The organism is Streptomyces sp. NPDC002793 (genome assembly GCF_040295485.1).
Lineage (GTDB): Bacteria > Actinomycetota > Actinomycetes > Streptomycetales > Streptomycetaceae > Streptomyces.
In genome coordinates, this window is the sequence record NZ_JBEOVL010000055.1 from 11610 (window position 1) to 26615 (window position 15006).

Consider the following 15006-nt stretch of genomic DNA (forward strand, 5'->3'; position numbering starts at 1 on the left):
AGGACAGCTGGCCCCGCGTACGTGCGAAGTAGCCGCCAGGCCAGCACGAGCGCTGTCCTGTCAGAACGCTCAGGCCGACCGTATGCGCAGTGGGCTGATGTCGCGACCGCGCTGGAGGAAAGCCGCGGGCAATGCGAGGTGCCCGAAGGCCGTGCGACCGACGCAGCCGTCGCGCTCGCGCTGCTCCAGGTCGCACGTCACGTCCAGGAGAGTGCTCTGCTGCTTGCTACCTGTACGGCCAGCACTCGCACCGCACCAGAGTGAAGTCCACCAAGGTTCCGATCAAAGCGTATTGAGCACACAGACTGGGGCCGTTGTGCTGCTGCATCGGTGTGTGTGGGGGAGTGCGGGGCGTGGCTGCATGTGCGGGCGGCGCAGGTTCTCCCTGACCGACAACAGTCCTTAGCTCGGCGTGCTCCTGGTGGTGGGCGTGCCAACGCTCCAGCAGTGCGCCGCCGCGCGTCCACCGACTGGAGCGCCTACCTCGAAGCCCGCCGGTTCAGCAGCAGGTCGACCTGAGCCCTCCGGCCGTTTTTGCGTCAACTCCGGGCAGGGCACGCTATCGACCAGGTAACCGACAACCCGTCACCGCCCGGCTTGCGGTAGAGGTGGTCCCATGATCACCGCTGCAAGGTGGTGTCGAACCGCCATATGGGTGGGGCGGATCAGACGTGGCAGCGCACGTTGACGAGCAGAGTCTCGGCGGGCAGCGCGATGAGATAGGCCTGAACCCTCTCGTGTTCCATGCCGAAGTCCGGCTCGTGGACGCATTCGAGGGGACCGTGGCATGCGCCGTGCAGGGGAGCATCACCAAGTTCGTACCACCACCCGCTGAGCGTCAGCACGTTGCGCCGGGGCAGCAGGCTGAACTCGTAGGTCCTGGCGTATTCCTCGCGGCTGCGTTGTCCGATTCCGACCGGGGCCCAACCAAAGAAAAAGTGGTCGGCGATGTCGGGCCGGGCAAGTTCCGGCGCTACATCCGCCCAGGCGCGGACGGCCGGCTGCGCCCGGTAGTCGGCGGCCTCCCCTGATGTCTCGTACGAGTCCCTGTTCCCTCCGGCGGCCAGGTGACGGTAGAAGAACACTGATTCGTCGTCCGGGGCCAGGTGGCGGGAAACCATCTCCTGCCAGCGATCCCACACCCGACCCGCGTGGTCAGCGGCTTCCGCCCGGAGGGCGTCGCGGAAGTCGATCAGTCCCCGCGGCCCTCCCGCGCACTCCCCGGGCAACGCGGGCTCCAGCGAACCGTCCCAGCGCGGGCGATCAGCGGTCAACCGCGGATCGCCCTCATGACCCGCCAGCACCGGCAAGCCCAAGAAACCGCAGATCCGATAGCTGTCCCACACATCCCGCTCCACGGCGCCCACACCGTCACTCACAAACGGTGCCATCGCTTCCGCGACCGCCTCGTCCACCCTCGTCGCAGCCGAACCGGGCAGGCATACGGTGATCGACATTCCAGCCATCCCGGGATCGTATGCACCAGGTTCGCCACACGCCACCTCATTGTCCGGTAGCGGGCTCAGCGCAACGGGGCGCGCTCAAGGGCGTTCATAAGCTGGACAATGAGCGTCTCGAACTACCTGTCTCCGAGGCGAATACCGCACAACTGGAATGACGCTCCCCGCCAGCTGGCGCTTACAACTTAACCGCCGAGCGACGCGAGGCCTACGCCAATGACCTCGGGGCCGAAGGCTCGCTGGTCGCGGTCACCGCGAAGAGCAACCGGTCCAAGTCCGACAAGGACCCCGCCGTATGGCTGCCGCCGGCAGACGCCGAACACTGCACCTACGGCGCGGATTGGCCCGGCACCAAACTTCGTTGGGGCCTCACCGCTGTCCAGAAGGAACGCGCTGCCCTGCTCAAGCTCGCCAAAGCCTGCCCCGACACCACCGTGCAGTACGAGGTCGAAAGTAGAGACACAATCAGGCGTCTCCCTACACCTCTTCATGGATGTCAGTCGCAGGGGAGAGGATGACGGTATGACACCGCTGCCGATCACCGTGCCGGCGTCCCTCCTGGACGTCCACCGTCTCGCCCCTGAAGCCGGCGGATGGGGGTTCAGGGCCGATCATGCGGTGGCGACGGCAGCTGGCGACACCTACGTGCTGACCGGCCTGCGCCGCTACCGCGGGCACGCAGCCGGCTCGGCCGACCCCGCCGAGCAGAATTTCGGCTACCAGCTGATCACCCGCCACGGCTCCGACGGCAAGCCCACCGCAACCGCCGTGTTCGGACAGGCGGTGCCGGGCGGTAGCCCCTCGGCCATACCGGAGAGCGACGCGACGACCCTGGCCATCCTCCCCGACGGCGCGGTCGCCGTCAGCTCCAAGCCCGGCAGCACCCACCTCCTGTCCCCGGACCTGGACGAAATCACCACCTCCTGGCCGATGTCCAGGAGCTGGGAGACCCAGCAAAGCCCCGGGGACGACCCGTTCGCCGCGTCGATCGCCGTCACCCCCGCAGGTCGGCTGCTGTGCATGACCTCCGAGTACGGGCTCAGTAACTGGGCCGGCGCCCACCCCAACATCGTCGCCGTCTCCGAACCCGGCACCGCCCTCGTCCCGGGCAGCAAGCCCGTGCTGCGCGCCATCGCTACCCTGGACGCGCGCACCGACGGCCAGAACGACGCCGACTCGTACGCGCACGTGCGGTACGGCGACAAGCCTGTTTGGCGCGGCAACCGGCCATCGCCTTCCTTGACCGAGGCCCTTTCGGAGCTCACCGGGACCAGCGGCAGCCTCCATGGCTACCTCGACTCCAAGATGACCCGCCCCGCAGCGCTCGGCGACGACCTGTTCATCGTCCCGGTCTTCGGCAAGACCTACCGATCGACCAACCGGGGGCAGGAATTCAGCTTCGCCCTCGTCGACGACCGCGGGGTGCTGAAGGGCCGGCTGGGAGGCCTGCACCTGCATGGGGACAGCCCCTTCACCGGCTTCGACTTCACCGTCGTCGCCGACCCGTACCGCGCCCGTGCCTTCCATCTCAACCGCTACGGCCTGTACGCGTGGAGCGCCGACGGGGCGCTGCGCGCCCGGGTTTCCACTTCGGAGAAGCCCTTCAAACCTCTCGTCCACTTCGCCCTGCTGGAGTGCACACCCGCAGGGGAACTCCTCCTCGCACACCGCAAACAACACCTGCTGCTGAGGGTGCCCGTGCCGCGTCGCCTGAACGACCTGGCGGAGACGGTGGAGGCCGCGCTGAAGGGTTACGGGCGCGAGCGCACCGCGCTGAAGAGGCAGTACGCGCCCGTGAACTGGCTCTGGCCGGACAGCGCGGCCATCGTGAACCATCTCTGACAATCCAGCACCTCGCTCGCCGTACGGGCCGCAATGTGGCCGATGGTGCGGTGGCCGAGGGCGTGCCCGGATGCCCCTCGGATCGTTGAGTGCGGTGGTGCCGCCTGTACTTAACGGCTGTGACGGCGCCCGGCTGAGTGCCGCGCCGGCCCCACGTCTGGCGCGGACGGGTAGGCCCAAGGCGCGCTGCGTCGTTCACAGCCCAGGAGGCGGTACGCCCGCCGGGATGACGCCGGAAACGTGGGGCCGGCTGGGAGAGCACGAGCATGACTACATATCCGCGGAAGCGCCCTGTCCGGCGCAGCGAGATGCCCCAAGGACCAGAGCAGCCTGAAGGACTGCAGGAAGCCCGCAACTCGCTGCTGCCCCTGCGCGATGCGCAGACTGCTGAGCCGGACCGACAGCCGCGAGGCGGAGAAGTGCCTGAGGAATCGCTCGCACTGGTGAGGCACCACAGCCGGGCCATCACCATGTACCTCGGACGGGCCCAGAGTGTCGGCAGCCTCCATGAGGAATCGATGACCGAGTGGCGTCGCCTCGTCCTCTACGCGCTGACCGACGCACTCGCCCATAACCACCTTCTCGTCGGCACGATCGCGGCGTATCTCCAGCGTGAGAATCTCGACCCTGACCTGCTACGCCGCTACCTCCAGTCCCCGGATCCCGACCGGTACATCAGTCGCGCAGCCGTGCAACATCTCGACGGTCTCACCGACGCCCGGCCGGAAGAGCCGACGGAGTCGACGTGGACCCATGTCGGTCGGCGCATCGCTCGCGAACTTCGCTGACCCTCACGTACGGCAGCACTCGTGCCGCGGAGACGCTGCGCCGGATCCGACGGCCCGAAGCCCAGCACGGACGACAGATACCTGTCCGGTTTCCCGTCACCGTGCCGGAGAGCCAGACCCGCGGATACTCGTGTGCGCCCGCCCTCTCGGTTCAGTGAGGGGGACGGGCGCCGGAAGAAGGCGTCAGATGAGGTTCTCGGCCGCCTTCACCAGCACGGCAGTGCTCGCCTCGATGTCGTGGCTCATGGTGAGTGCCTGACGCGGGAGTTGCGCGAGGCGATCGGCGAGATCCTTACTGGGAGTCTCGGCGGGGAGGAGCCCGAAGACGTCCGGGTATCGGTCCTCGGTGCTCGCCGTAAAGAAGTCGTCGGCCGATACGCGGCGAGACCCGGGAATGAGTGCGGGTTCGGCGTCCGGGACGATCTGCGGGAAGAGGATTCCGGCCGCGTGGCCCTCAGCCGCCAGCTTCAGGCCGAGCCACGAACTGAGCTGGTCGGGGAAGAACTGCGGTTTCATCTTCCCGGGGCGGCCACAGATCGGCCCATCCACGGTAGGGCGTGCAGGGCGGTGCGCGGCCAAAGCAGCTAACCCGCTCGTCAGATCACCGTGTGTCAGCCGCCGGGGGTCGGCCGGACGAGACCGCTCTGGTAGGCGATCACGACCAGTTGCGCCCGGTCGCGTGCGTGGAGTTTGGACATCGCGCGGGAGACGTGGCTGCGCACGGTCAGGGGGCTGAGGACCAGCTGGTCGGCGATCTCATGGTTCGACTTGCCCAGCGCGGCGAGTGCCATGATCTCGCGTTCGCGTTCGGTGAGCAAGGTGAGGCGTTGCGGCGCGGTGAGGGGTACGTGGTCGGCCGGAGTGGCCAGGAAGCGGGTGATCAGGGCACGGGTGGCCGTGGGTGAGAGCAGGGAGTCACCCGCGGCCACGGTGCGGATGCCTTCCAGGAGGACGTCGGCCCCGACGTCCTTGCCGAGGAATCCGCTCGCTCCGGACCGCAGGGCCATGGCGACGTTCTCGTCGTTCTCGAAGGTGGTGAGGATCAGGACCCGGGTGCTCGACAGTTCGGTCCGGGCGCAGATGTCGGCCGTGGCAGCCAGCCCGTCGGTGCCGGGCATGCGGATGTCCATGAGGACGATGTCGGGGCGGTGTTCGAGGGTGAGTTCTACGGCCTGCTGACCATCGGCTGCCTCCGCCACGACGGTCATGCCGGGGTCGGAGTCGATGAGGATGCGGAAGGTGGCCCGGAGCAGAGCTTGGTCGTCGGCGAGCAGAACGCGGATGGTCATGAAGTGCTCTTCTCGGAGCTGGGAAGGGGGAGCGTGCAGGCGACTTCGAAACCGCCTCCGGGCTGCGGGCCGGCGTGGAAGGTTCCGCCCGCCGACAAGGCGCGTTCGCGCATGCCGAGCAGCCCGTAGCCACGGCTGGGGCCGGCCCAGTCGGCAGCGGCCGCAGGGTGTGTGCCGGCTTCGTTGGTGATGGTCAGTGTCAGGTCGTGAGGGGTGTAGGCCAGCCGGACCCGTGCGGAAAGTGTGACGGCGTGCTTGGTGATGTTGGTGAGTGCTTCCTGGACGATCCGGTAGGCCGTGAGGTCCAGGCCGGGCGGGAGCGGTCGTGGCTGGCCCTCGCGGGTGACCAAGACGTCCAGGCCCACTGACGCGCAGGTTTCGACGAGCTGTGGCAGCTGTTCCAGGACCGGTGCGGGAGCCAGCTCCTGGGAGTCGGTGTCCTGACGCAGCAAGCCGACGGCGGCCTTGAGCTCGCGGAGGGCCGAGGCGGTTACTTCCGGCAGTTTCTCGATCATGGCAATGGCCTGGTCGGGACGGGTCCGGGCCAGATGTGCGGCGGTGCCAGCCTGGGCGTTGGCGAGCGCGAGATGGTGGGCGACCACGTCGTGCAGTTCGCGGGCGATACGCATGCGTTCCTGGATCACCCGTCGGCGCGTCTCTTCTTCCCGCTCCTGGGTGGCGTGCTCGGCGCGGGCAACGGCGTACTCGCGGCGCACGCGCACATAGCTGCCAAAGAAGGCGGCCGTCAGGACCCAGGCTGTGGGATTGACCAGGCCGAGGATCCACTCGTGCGGAGAGTCGGTGGCGATGAAGCCGGTGAGTGCGATTCCGGCTGCGGCTGCGACGGCACTGTACCAGGTGGTCCTGCGATCGGGACGCAGGCTCACCGTGTACTGCGCGACCAGCATCGGGCCCATGAGTAGCGGCGTCATGAGGTAGCCGATGAATCCCTCGGCCATGATGCACGCCGTGGTCACCAGCAGTACGACAAGAGGGTGGCTGTGGCGGCGCAGCAGGACGGCGCAGGCGACGGCGGACAGCGCGAGGCCAGGCCACAGGACGAGCGACTCCTGGGCCGCAACGGTCCGGGTGAGGAAGACACCGCCCACGGTGAAGGCGAGCAGCAGGCTCGTGGTCACCACGTGGACCGCGTGGGGGTGGTCGGCGGCGCTGCGCTTCCATTGTTCAGTCATCGTCGTACTCCGGGGTGAGACCAGCCGGTTCAGGGTGACAGACGCGCCGCGACGCCGTGCAACGGCGTCGCGGCGCGTCTGGGGACCGGCTTCGGGTCAGACGGTGCGGGCTGGCTCGCGCGTGCGAGCCTCAGCACCCGTCGCAACGGATGCCTGTGTCGGGGAGGTGAGTGCGGCGCCCTCGACGTCGACTCGGGGCAGTGCCTTGTCGAGCCACGGGGGCAGCCACCATGCCTTGTCCCCCAGCAGGGCGAGTACGGCGGGCACCAGAGCCATGCGGACGACGAAGGCGTCGAAAAGGACCGCGACAGCGAGACCGAACCCGATCGTCTTGATCATGGACTCTCCGGACGCGATGAAGCCGGAGAACACCGCCATCATGATCACGGCCGCGGCGACGACCACGCGGGCGCTGTGCCGGAAGCCGCTCACCACGGCCTGGCCGGGACGCTCACCGTGGACGTACGCCTCGCGCATACGGGCCACGAGGAAGACCTCGTAGTCCATGGCCAGGCCGAACACGATGCCCACCAGGAAGATCGGCATGAGACTCATGATCGGGCCGGTCTGCTCCACGCCCAGCAGTTCGGCGCCCCAGCCCCATTGGAAGACCGCAACGACCGTACCGAGCGAGGCGAGTACCGACAGCAGGAATCCGAGAGCCGCCTTGATGGGCACGAGAATCGAGCGGAAGACGATCAGGAGCAGCAGCAGGGACAGCAGCACGATAACGGCCAGGTACGGCACCAGGGCGTCCTGAAGGGCCTGTGCGACGTCGATGTTCATCGCCGTGCTGCCGGTGACCTCGAATGTCGCCCTGGTGTCCGCCTCCAGCTTGGGACGCTCCGCCCGAATGTTCTGAACGATGTTCTTCGTGGCCTCCTCATTCGGGCCGGTAGCTGGCACCGCAGAGAAGAGTGCGGCGTCCCCGGCCTCGTTGAACCGCAGGGGCGTGACGGACACGACGCCTTCGGTGTCCTTGATCTGTTCGGCCATCGTCGCCGCGGCCGCCCGCGGGTCCGCGGCTCCCTTGATGTCGGCGACGATGGTCAGCGGTCCGTTGAAACCCGAGCCGAAGCCGTCGGCCAACGCGTCGTAGGCGCGTCGCTCCGTCGTCGAAGTGGGCTTCGCCTCATCGCCGGGCATGCCCATCTCCAGCTGGGTGGCGGGCAGCGCCAGGGCTCCGAGAGCGGCCACACCGAGCAGAAGGACCGCCACGGGCCGCCTCATCACCAGCCGCGCCCACTGGGTTCCCCAGTTGACGGCGGTGCCGGAGCGGCGCCCCGCGCCGCTCCCCCGCTTGCCGGGCTTGCGGACCCTGCGGGACAGGACGGCGTTCGGCCACATCCCGAGCAGCGCGGGCACCAGGGTCAGGGCGACCAGGACGCCGACAGCGACCGCTCCAGCGGCGCACAGACCCATCTTGGTCAGCATCGGTACGCCGACCACTGAAAGGCCGGCGAGCGCGATGATCACGGTCAGACCGGCGAAGACCACGGCGGAACCGGCCGTGCCGACCGCGAGGCCCGCCGCTTCCCGCGGGTCGTGTCCGTTGGCGCGCTCCTCCCGGTAGCGGGAGACGACGAAAAGGGCATAGTCGATGCCGACCGCGAGCCCCAGCATCGAGGCGAGCGTGCCAGTGGTCATGGACAGCCCCAGTGCGCTGCCGAGAGCGAGGATCGCGCCCATGCTGACACCGACGCCGATGACGGCGGTGAGCAGCGGCAGCCCGGCCGCGGCCAGGGAGCCGAAGGTGATCAGCAGGACGACGGCGGCGAGGGCGATGCCGATTGCCTCGGCCGAACCCCCTGCGGCCGGCTGCGAGGCGAGAGCGGTGCCGCCCACCTCTACCGTGAGTCCCGCTTCGCGGGCCTGGGCAACGGCCTTTTCGAGGCTGTCCTTGCTGGCTTCGGTCAGGTCGTCAGCCTGGACCTTGTAGTTGACCGTGGCGTACGCGGTCGAGGCGTCCTTGCTGACGGCGTGGGCCTTGAAAGGGTCGACGGCGCTGTCCACCTGTGCGCCATCGACGACCGCGGCCACCAGCTTGCCGATGGCGGCCTGGTTCTCCTCGGCCGTCACCTTCTCCCCGCCGGGGGCGATAAAGACGATGCGGGCGTTGGCGCCCTTGGCGTCCGAGCCTGGGAATCGCTCACCGATGAGGTCGAACGCCTTCTGGGCCTCGATGCCGGGCATGAACGACGTGCCGTCGTCACCCGCGGCCGGGGCCGTGGCGGCGCCAAGACCGACACCACCGAGGACCACCACCCACAACAAGGTCACGAGCCAGCGCCACCGGAAGGCGGTTCGGCCCAGTCGGTACAGGAATGTAGCCACGAGAAAGGTCGCTCCAAAGTGGGTTCTCAGGTAGGACCCAAGGCTGTCCTGCCAGGTGCCGCCGGAGCATCGTGCCGGTGCCGTGACCTTGTCCTCGTGGCCGTGCAGCAGGCAAGGGCCGTCCTCCTGCGAGACGAGGACGCCGTCCTCCTACCTGAGGATGACCGCGAGGCGAAGAAGATCGGCCACGGCATCTCGTCTGGGCGGCAACCCGGCCCGGCCGGCGGGCCCGTCAGCACTCGGCGAGGACGCCGGCGTTCGGTCCTTCGCTCCGTCGTCGTCCTCGTCGTCGTCTAGCCCGGGGGCGTCCGGGTCGCGCAGCGATCGCAGGCTCCCGCCGTCCAGGACGGACGGGGTGAAGCTGTAGCGGCCGAGCACGCTGAGGTTCTTGTGCTTCAGCGGCGACAGGCATGAGACATCCTCGTCGCGGATCTCGTGGCCCTCGGCCCGCAGCTGGGCGACGGCAGCGTCGATGTACTTCGTGGTCCACAGCACGATGGCGTTGAGGACCAGGCCGAGCGAGCCGAGCTGGTCCTCCATGCCGTCGTGCCTGGTGGATGTTGCCGCGCTTGCCGTAGCGCACGTCCCGGGCGAGATTGGGGCGGACTCCTGCACGGTGAGTCGTCGACCGAGTCGACCACGGCAAGCAGGTGCAGGGCCTTGGCGATCCGCCCGTACTCGGCGAACGCCTGCCCCAGCGGAGTGGGCCGTCCCTTCCGGCCGAACATCCCGCAGCAGGCGCGGACCTGGTTGGTGACCAGGGAGTCGGCCGCCCGCAGCATGTCCGGCCAGTGCGTGATCACCCTGTTCAGGTTGACCGGTTGCAGGCGATGTCCTCGCACGGCGCTGAGACCTGCACCTCGACCACCATCTCCGCCAACGGGATCCTGACCGCCAAGCACTGCGTCGGCGGCGGTGGACTGGCTTCCGCATCGGCAGCCTCGACCAGCGACCGGCAGACCACGACGGCGTACACGAACATGACCGCCTACCGCTCGTGGATCCGGTCCGTGGCGGGGGTCTGACCTCCCCCCGCCCGTTCGCTTTCCGCGCCCGCCCTCGTCGCACCAGGGGCGAGCGCGTCCGCGTCCAGGATCCGGACGCCCGGGCAGGAGCATGGTGGCTACATCTACCGTTCACTGGTGAAGGACGGCGTCGCGAGTGAAGGAGCTCCTGTATGGCCGGACAGCCAGCACAGTCCCAGGTGAACGGTCCCGAGGCCGCCGTCCTCCTCCTCGAAGACGTGAGCGTACGCCGCAACACCACGGACCAGCTGATCCTCGACGGGATCGACTGGACAGTCCAGCAGGGAGAGCACTGGGCGCTGCTGGGGACCAACGGGGCAGGGAAGACCACCCTGCTGCGGCTGCTCGGCGCCTTGATGCACCCCACGACCGGAAGTGTGGAGGTGCTGGGCAGCCGGCTCGGCCGGGTGGACGTGCGGGAGCTGAAGGCCCGCATCAGCCACGTCACCTCGGCCCAGCGGGTGCCGCAGGAACTCAGCGTCCACACGGTCGTGCTCACCGGGCACAGCGGCACGGTGCAGCCGCTGTGGCGGACGTACGACGACGAGGTCCGGCTCCGAGCCCACGACCTGCTGACGGAGCTGGACATCAAGGAACTGGCGGACCGGCCGTACAGCGTCTGCTCCGGCGGGCAGCGGGCGCGCGTCCTGATCGCCCGGGCGCTGATGGCCGATCCGGCGCTGCTGCTCCTGGACGAGCCGTTCAACGCCCTGGACCTGCCCTCCCGCGAGGACCTCGTGGAGGCCATGCACCAGCTGGCGGAGGGGCGCCCGCACCTGGCCACCGTGACGGTCACCCATCACCTGGAGGAGCTGTCCCCGGCCGTCAGCCACGCGCTGCTGCTGCGGGAGGGCCGGATCCTGTCCAGGGGGCCGGTGCGTGAAGTGCTGACCGATCCCCTGCTGACCGCCTGCTTCGGCCGCGACATCACGGTCACCCGGCGCAACGGCCGCTGGTCGGCCTATTCGGGCCGACGGGCCCAGGCCTAGCTAGCGCCCCGCCGCGAATCAGGCTGCAAAACAGGAGTGCCCAGGCACCACCGGTGCTGCTCCCGGAACGCCTCCAGGCGCTCTATGCACCCCTCGCGTTCCGCGGCGGTAAAAACGTCCTGCGCGTCCAGCGCCACGGCCGGGGCCGGTTCCTCCACCGAGGTTTCCTACGGGGCGGGGGAGGTGGGCTGCTGGAGGTGGGCAAGCAGCATGGCACTGGAGGCGGCGCGCCCCCGCCCGGCGGTGGCGGTGGTATCGGCGATGCGCAGCAGGTAGCTGGCGACCTCGCGGACACCGGCGAACCAAACGTCCTCGAACCGCTGCTCGGACCCGTGCGGAGAGCTGCTCTCGGAGATCCAGGTGTGGCACCGGCCACCGCCCCGGCCTCCAGCTTCACCACGCTGTCGTCGGCCTGCTCGCGCCCGATACCGGCGGCGGCCAGGGCCTGGCAGCATGAAACGCGCGTCGGTGGCCTCGTGCTCATGGCGGCTGATGCGGGCCAGTTCCTGGCCGTATCTGGGGAAGCGCTGGCAACGAAAAAATGCCCATCGCTCTCAGGTCAGCCCTCTCAGCCGGTCACCCGAGCCTGCCAGGGGAAAAGACGCCTGCTTGGGCGGCGTGGCCCGCAGGCGCGTGGCCCGCGCCGATCCCACCACGCTCGTCTTGCCACTCACGGTTCGTAACGACGCGGGCGCTTCTGTCGAACCAGGGAGCGCGGGTAGCTTCACGCCGTGCCTTTGCGCGGGGGCCACTGCACCGCGAACAGTGCCTTGCAGAAGGGGGGAGGCGCAGACTCGTTCAGTCCCTCCCTTGTTAAGTCCCTCCGCAAAAGAGCAGGTCAGAGCATTATGCCAGAGCTCGAAGGGACTGAAGGGACCGAAACTCCCTGTTCCAGCTGCGTGCGCGCGTGCGTATGTGCGCGTACGTAAGAGGTACCTCTTCATATCCTGGTGCGCTGATAACTACGAAAATGAGTCCCTTCAGTCCCTCCGACCCAGCCCACAAGTGCCCTGACCTGCATAAACACCTCCGGGACTGAGAAGGGACCGTTCAGTCCCCTGCCCCTTGCAGGCATTCGGTCCCTCAGGCGGCCGCCTGAGGGACCGACAGCTCCGCCCGCGACCGGCATCAGGGACTGAGGGACCGAAGGGACTGGTTTTTCGATAAGTGCCCATGCCTCCCGCAGAGCGGCACCCCCATCGGCTAGGCTCTCTCTGCTATAAGGGAAACTCAGTCCCTTCAGTCCCTCAGTCCCTCGTGCTGTCCTACCTGACCAGGTAAAACGTCCGGGACTCAGTTGACAGACCCTGCCTGGCCACACAAGAGGAACGGATCGACGAACAGTGCAGCGCCCCGCCGACACCGCCTCGTCCGGAGTCGCGCAGCAGCCACGTCCTGCGGACGTGGCCCGCTGGCTTGCAGGCCGCCAGTGGCCGGTTCACCCACTGGCCCCGGGACGCAAGACGCCGGCGGCCAACTGCGAGCAGTGCCGCACACGTAGCCACGAGCCCTCAGACTGCCCTTGTCATGCACGAGGCTTGTGGTGTCACGGCTTCCACAGCGCGACCACCGAGTTCACCCGCATCGCTGCCTGGTGGGGGAGGGAGCCCCGGGCAGGCGTCGGTGTGTCCTGCGGACCGGCGCATCTCGTGGTCCTGGACGTCGACGCCCATGCTGCACAGGTTCCGGCCCGCGATCGGCTCCTGCCAGGCATCCGTATCCCGGAGCAGGTCGATCTGGCCGGGCTCGCTTCGGGGTTCGACACGCTGGCCCTTCTCGCCGCTTACCGGCAGGAACCCAATCCAGCCGAGGACGAGACCACTCTGCGTGTCCGCACTCCGTCCGGCGGGCTGCACATCTGGTACCTCAACCCCGAGCCCGCAGTGCGCTATCGCTGCTCCACCGGATCCAGTCCCAGGACCGCCCTCGCCTGGCAGGTCGACGTACGAGCCCACGGTGGATACATCGTGGCCCCCACCACTCGCACCACAGCGGGCGTCTACACGTCCCTCGGGACCGTACGGGAGCCCGCCCCCCTCCCCGCGTGGCTGGCAGCCGAACTGCGGCGCACAGGCCACGTCATACAGGCCTCCCCGGTTCCCGGTCCGCGGCCGCACAAACAGGCCCGCCCCACGAGGCCCGGCGCCGCGCAGGCGCTCTTGCAATCGCTCGTCGAGACCGTTCGTCAATGTGTCGACCAGGCCGAAGGGACAGGCTTCACGGAGAAACTCAACCGAGCGGCATACACGGCAGGAGGGCTCGCCGGAGCAGGCCATCTCAACCAGGCCGAAGCCCGTCAAGAGCTGACAGAAGCCGCTCACTATGCTCGTCCCCACCAGACCCGCCGTAGTGAGACGATCATCGACGCAGCCCTTTCCGCAGGCGCCAGTCGCCCGTTCCACCCCAAAGGACTCGCATGAGTAGCGCCGAGAACAGCCGCTTCGACGCGGCTGCCGCCGCTCAGCAGATGCTCGACATCGAGGCTGCGGCCCCGGCGTGGGTGCCCCCTCAGCAGGTGCAGCCGCCAGCGGCTGCCGATACACCCACCTTGCTGCCTCCGATACTCACCGACCGCGGTAACGCGAAGCTCTTCGCCCAGCTCTACAGTGACCAGTTCCGCCATGTCGAAGGCCTCGGCTGGTACTGCTGGGACCAGTTTCGGTGGAAGCGGGTCGGAGGCGAGAAGGCCGCACTCTGGGCCGCCGGTGACATGGCCGAGCAGATGTCCGCCACCGATCCCCGCGGCATCTTCAGTGAGCGCGAGATCGCCCAGCACCGACGGCGCACCATGTCCACGAGCGGGATGAAGGCGCTGCTGCACCAGGCGAAAGCCGCGCCCGCGCTCAGCCTCGACCCCGATGTGCTCGACGGCGACGCCTACTCCCTCTGCACCCCCGCGGGCGTCGTCGACCTCCGTAACGGCCACCTGCACAAGCCCGATCCACTCAGAGACCTCCACTCGCGCGCGACCAATGTCGCCCCCCAGACGATGCCCACCCCGCGGTGGCACGCCTTCCTGGAAGACACCTTCGGCGACGACGCCAAGGGCCGGGAAATGACCGACTTCCTGCACCTGCTGCTCGGGTACTCCATCACCGGCGATGTCGGCGCGCAGGTCCTGCCATTCCTCTGGGGAAAAGGAGCCAACGGGAAGTCGGTACTTCTGGACGTCATGATCCAGGTCATGGGGGACTACGCCGACGCGGCCCCACCGGGCTTCCTCATGGACAAGGGCAACTTCGCCGAGCACTCAACGGAACTGACGGAGCTGCACGGTCGCCGCATCTTCGTCTGCAGCGAGCTCAAGCCCAACGACAAGTTCGACGAGGCTCGGGTCAAGCTCCTCACCGGCGGCGACAAGATCAAGGCCCGCCGCATGCGGCAGGACTACTTCAGCTTCACCCCAACCCACAAGCTCTGGCTGCTCGGTAACCACCAGCCCGAGGTCGGGACCGGCGGGCACGCGTTCTGGCGCCGTATCCGCCTCATCCCCTTCGAACGCGTCGTCGTCGCCAACCGGAAGATCGACAACCTGGCCGGCGAACTCGTCAAGGAGGAGGGCCCGGGCATCCTGCACTGGCTGATCGAGGGTGCTATCCGATACCTCACCAGCCGTGACCCGCTCACCGGACCGTCCTCGGTCCGTCTGGCCACGGCGGCCTACGAGACGACCGAGGACCACATCGGACGCTTCCTGAGCGAATGCTGCATGCGCCAAGGCCCGGAGACCGGTGACCTCCGTGTCGAACAAGGACTCCTCTACGGGACCTACACCGGCTGGTGCAACTCGGAGGGCATCCGGGCGGACACGGCGCGGGCCTTCGCCGGCCGGATCAGGCAGGAGATCGGACTCGCCTCCCCGGCCGAGATGCTCAAGTCCAGCGGCAAGAAGTACTACCCCTCCCTGGCCCTGCTGCCGGACGACATCGCCCGTTCCGACGAACCGACAGGCAGGCACCCATGAGCCCCAAGGCCTGCTGCCCAGGATCCGGGCATCGTCTTACCATGGGGACGTCCCCAGACCGTCGTACCGCAGGGTCCGCACCGAGCAGTCGTATCCACCCCTACCGCCACACCACCGACAAG

11 protein-coding genes and 2 pseudogenes are annotated in these 15006 nt (G+C 68.3%); 7 read left to right on the plus strand and 6 right to left on the minus strand.

Annotated elements, in window-relative coordinates:
* Positions 1 to 665: 665 nt before the first annotated feature.
* Positions 666 to 1466: a hypothetical protein gene (locus tag ABT001_RS32090; protein WP_351284823.1), complete on the minus strand. Its 801-nt coding sequence runs from the start codon at positions 1464 to 1466 to the stop codon at positions 666 to 668.
* A gap of 164 nt (positions 1467 to 1630) precedes the next feature.
* Between ABT001_RS32090 and ABT001_RS32095 the strand changes: the two are divergent.
* The 3 genes and pseudogenes from ABT001_RS32095 to ABT001_RS32105 form a co-directional block, all read left to right on the plus strand.
* A pseudogene (locus tag ABT001_RS32095) lies at positions 1631 to 1906 on the plus strand (GmrSD restriction endonuclease domain-containing protein); the annotation flags it as partial.
* A 76-nt stretch (positions 1907 to 1982) separates the two neighbouring features.
* Entirely contained in the window at positions 1983 to 3302 is a 1320-nt protein-coding gene (locus tag ABT001_RS32100; protein ID WP_351284824.1) for a hypothetical protein, read from the plus strand.
* A gap of 419 nt (positions 3303 to 3721) precedes the next feature.
* On the plus strand, positions 3722 to 4090 hold the full coding sequence (locus ABT001_RS32105; RefSeq protein ID WP_351284826.1) for a hypothetical protein: 369 nt from the start codon (positions 3722 to 3724) through the stop codon (positions 4088 to 4090).
* Positions 4091 to 4273: 183 nt separating this feature from the next.
* On the opposite strand, the gene ABT001_RS32110 is transcribed toward ABT001_RS32105, so the two are convergent.
* The 5 genes and pseudogenes from ABT001_RS32110 to ABT001_RS32130 all read right to left on the minus strand — a co-directional run.
* Entirely contained in the window at positions 4274 to 4606 is a 333-nt protein-coding gene (locus ABT001_RS32110; protein ID WP_351284827.1) for a hypothetical protein, read from the minus strand.
* A 95-nt stretch (positions 4607 to 4701) separates the two neighbouring features.
* On the minus strand, positions 4702 to 5379 hold the full coding sequence (locus ABT001_RS32115) for a response regulator (protein WP_351284829.1): 678 nt from the start codon (positions 5377 to 5379) through the stop codon (positions 4702 to 4704).
* On the minus strand, positions 5376 to 6572 hold the full coding sequence (locus ABT001_RS32120) for a sensor histidine kinase (protein ID WP_351284830.1): 1197 nt from the start codon (positions 6570 to 6572) through the stop codon (positions 5376 to 5378). The genes ABT001_RS32115 and ABT001_RS32120 overlap by 4 nt, the downstream gene beginning before the upstream one ends.
* A 96-nt stretch (positions 6573 to 6668) precedes the next feature.
* Positions 6669 to 8906, minus strand: coding sequence for an MMPL family transporter (locus tag ABT001_RS32125; protein WP_351284831.1), 2238 nt, complete (start codon positions 8904 to 8906; stop codon positions 6669 to 6671).
* A gap of 261 nt (positions 8907 to 9167) precedes the next feature.
* A pseudogene (locus ABT001_RS32130) lies at positions 9168 to 9724 on the minus strand (Tn3 family transposase); the annotation flags it as partial.
* Positions 9725 to 9736: 12 nt separating this feature from the next.
* Here ABT001_RS32130 and ABT001_RS36165 point away from each other — a divergent pair.
* The 4 genes from ABT001_RS36165 (at position 9737) to ABT001_RS32155 (ending at position 14884) form a co-directional block, all read left to right on the plus strand.
* Complete coding sequence (locus ABT001_RS36165; protein ID WP_502967557.1) at positions 9737 to 9931, plus strand: hypothetical protein; 195 nt, start codon at positions 9737 to 9739, stop codon at positions 9929 to 9931.
* 152 nt (positions 9932 to 10083) lie between these two features.
* Positions 10084 to 10920 (plus strand): ABC transporter ATP-binding protein, encoded by an 837-nt coding sequence (locus ABT001_RS32145; RefSeq protein ID WP_351284833.1) that lies wholly within the window; start codon positions 10084 to 10086, stop codon positions 10918 to 10920.
* A gap of 1403 nt (positions 10921 to 12323) precedes the next feature.
* Positions 12324 to 13340 carry a bifunctional DNA primase/polymerase gene (locus ABT001_RS32150; RefSeq protein ID WP_351284834.1) on the plus strand — a complete coding sequence of 339 codons (1017 nt, stop codon included), beginning with the start codon at positions 12324 to 12326 and terminating at the stop codon, positions 13338 to 13340.
* Positions 13337 to 14884, plus strand: a complete 1548-nt coding sequence (locus tag ABT001_RS32155; protein WP_351284835.1) for a DNA primase family protein — start codon at positions 13337 to 13339, stop codon at positions 14882 to 14884. Before ABT001_RS32150 ends, ABT001_RS32155 begins: the two co-directional genes overlap by 4 nt.
* The last annotated feature ends 122 nt before the right edge of the window (positions 14885 to 15006 follow it).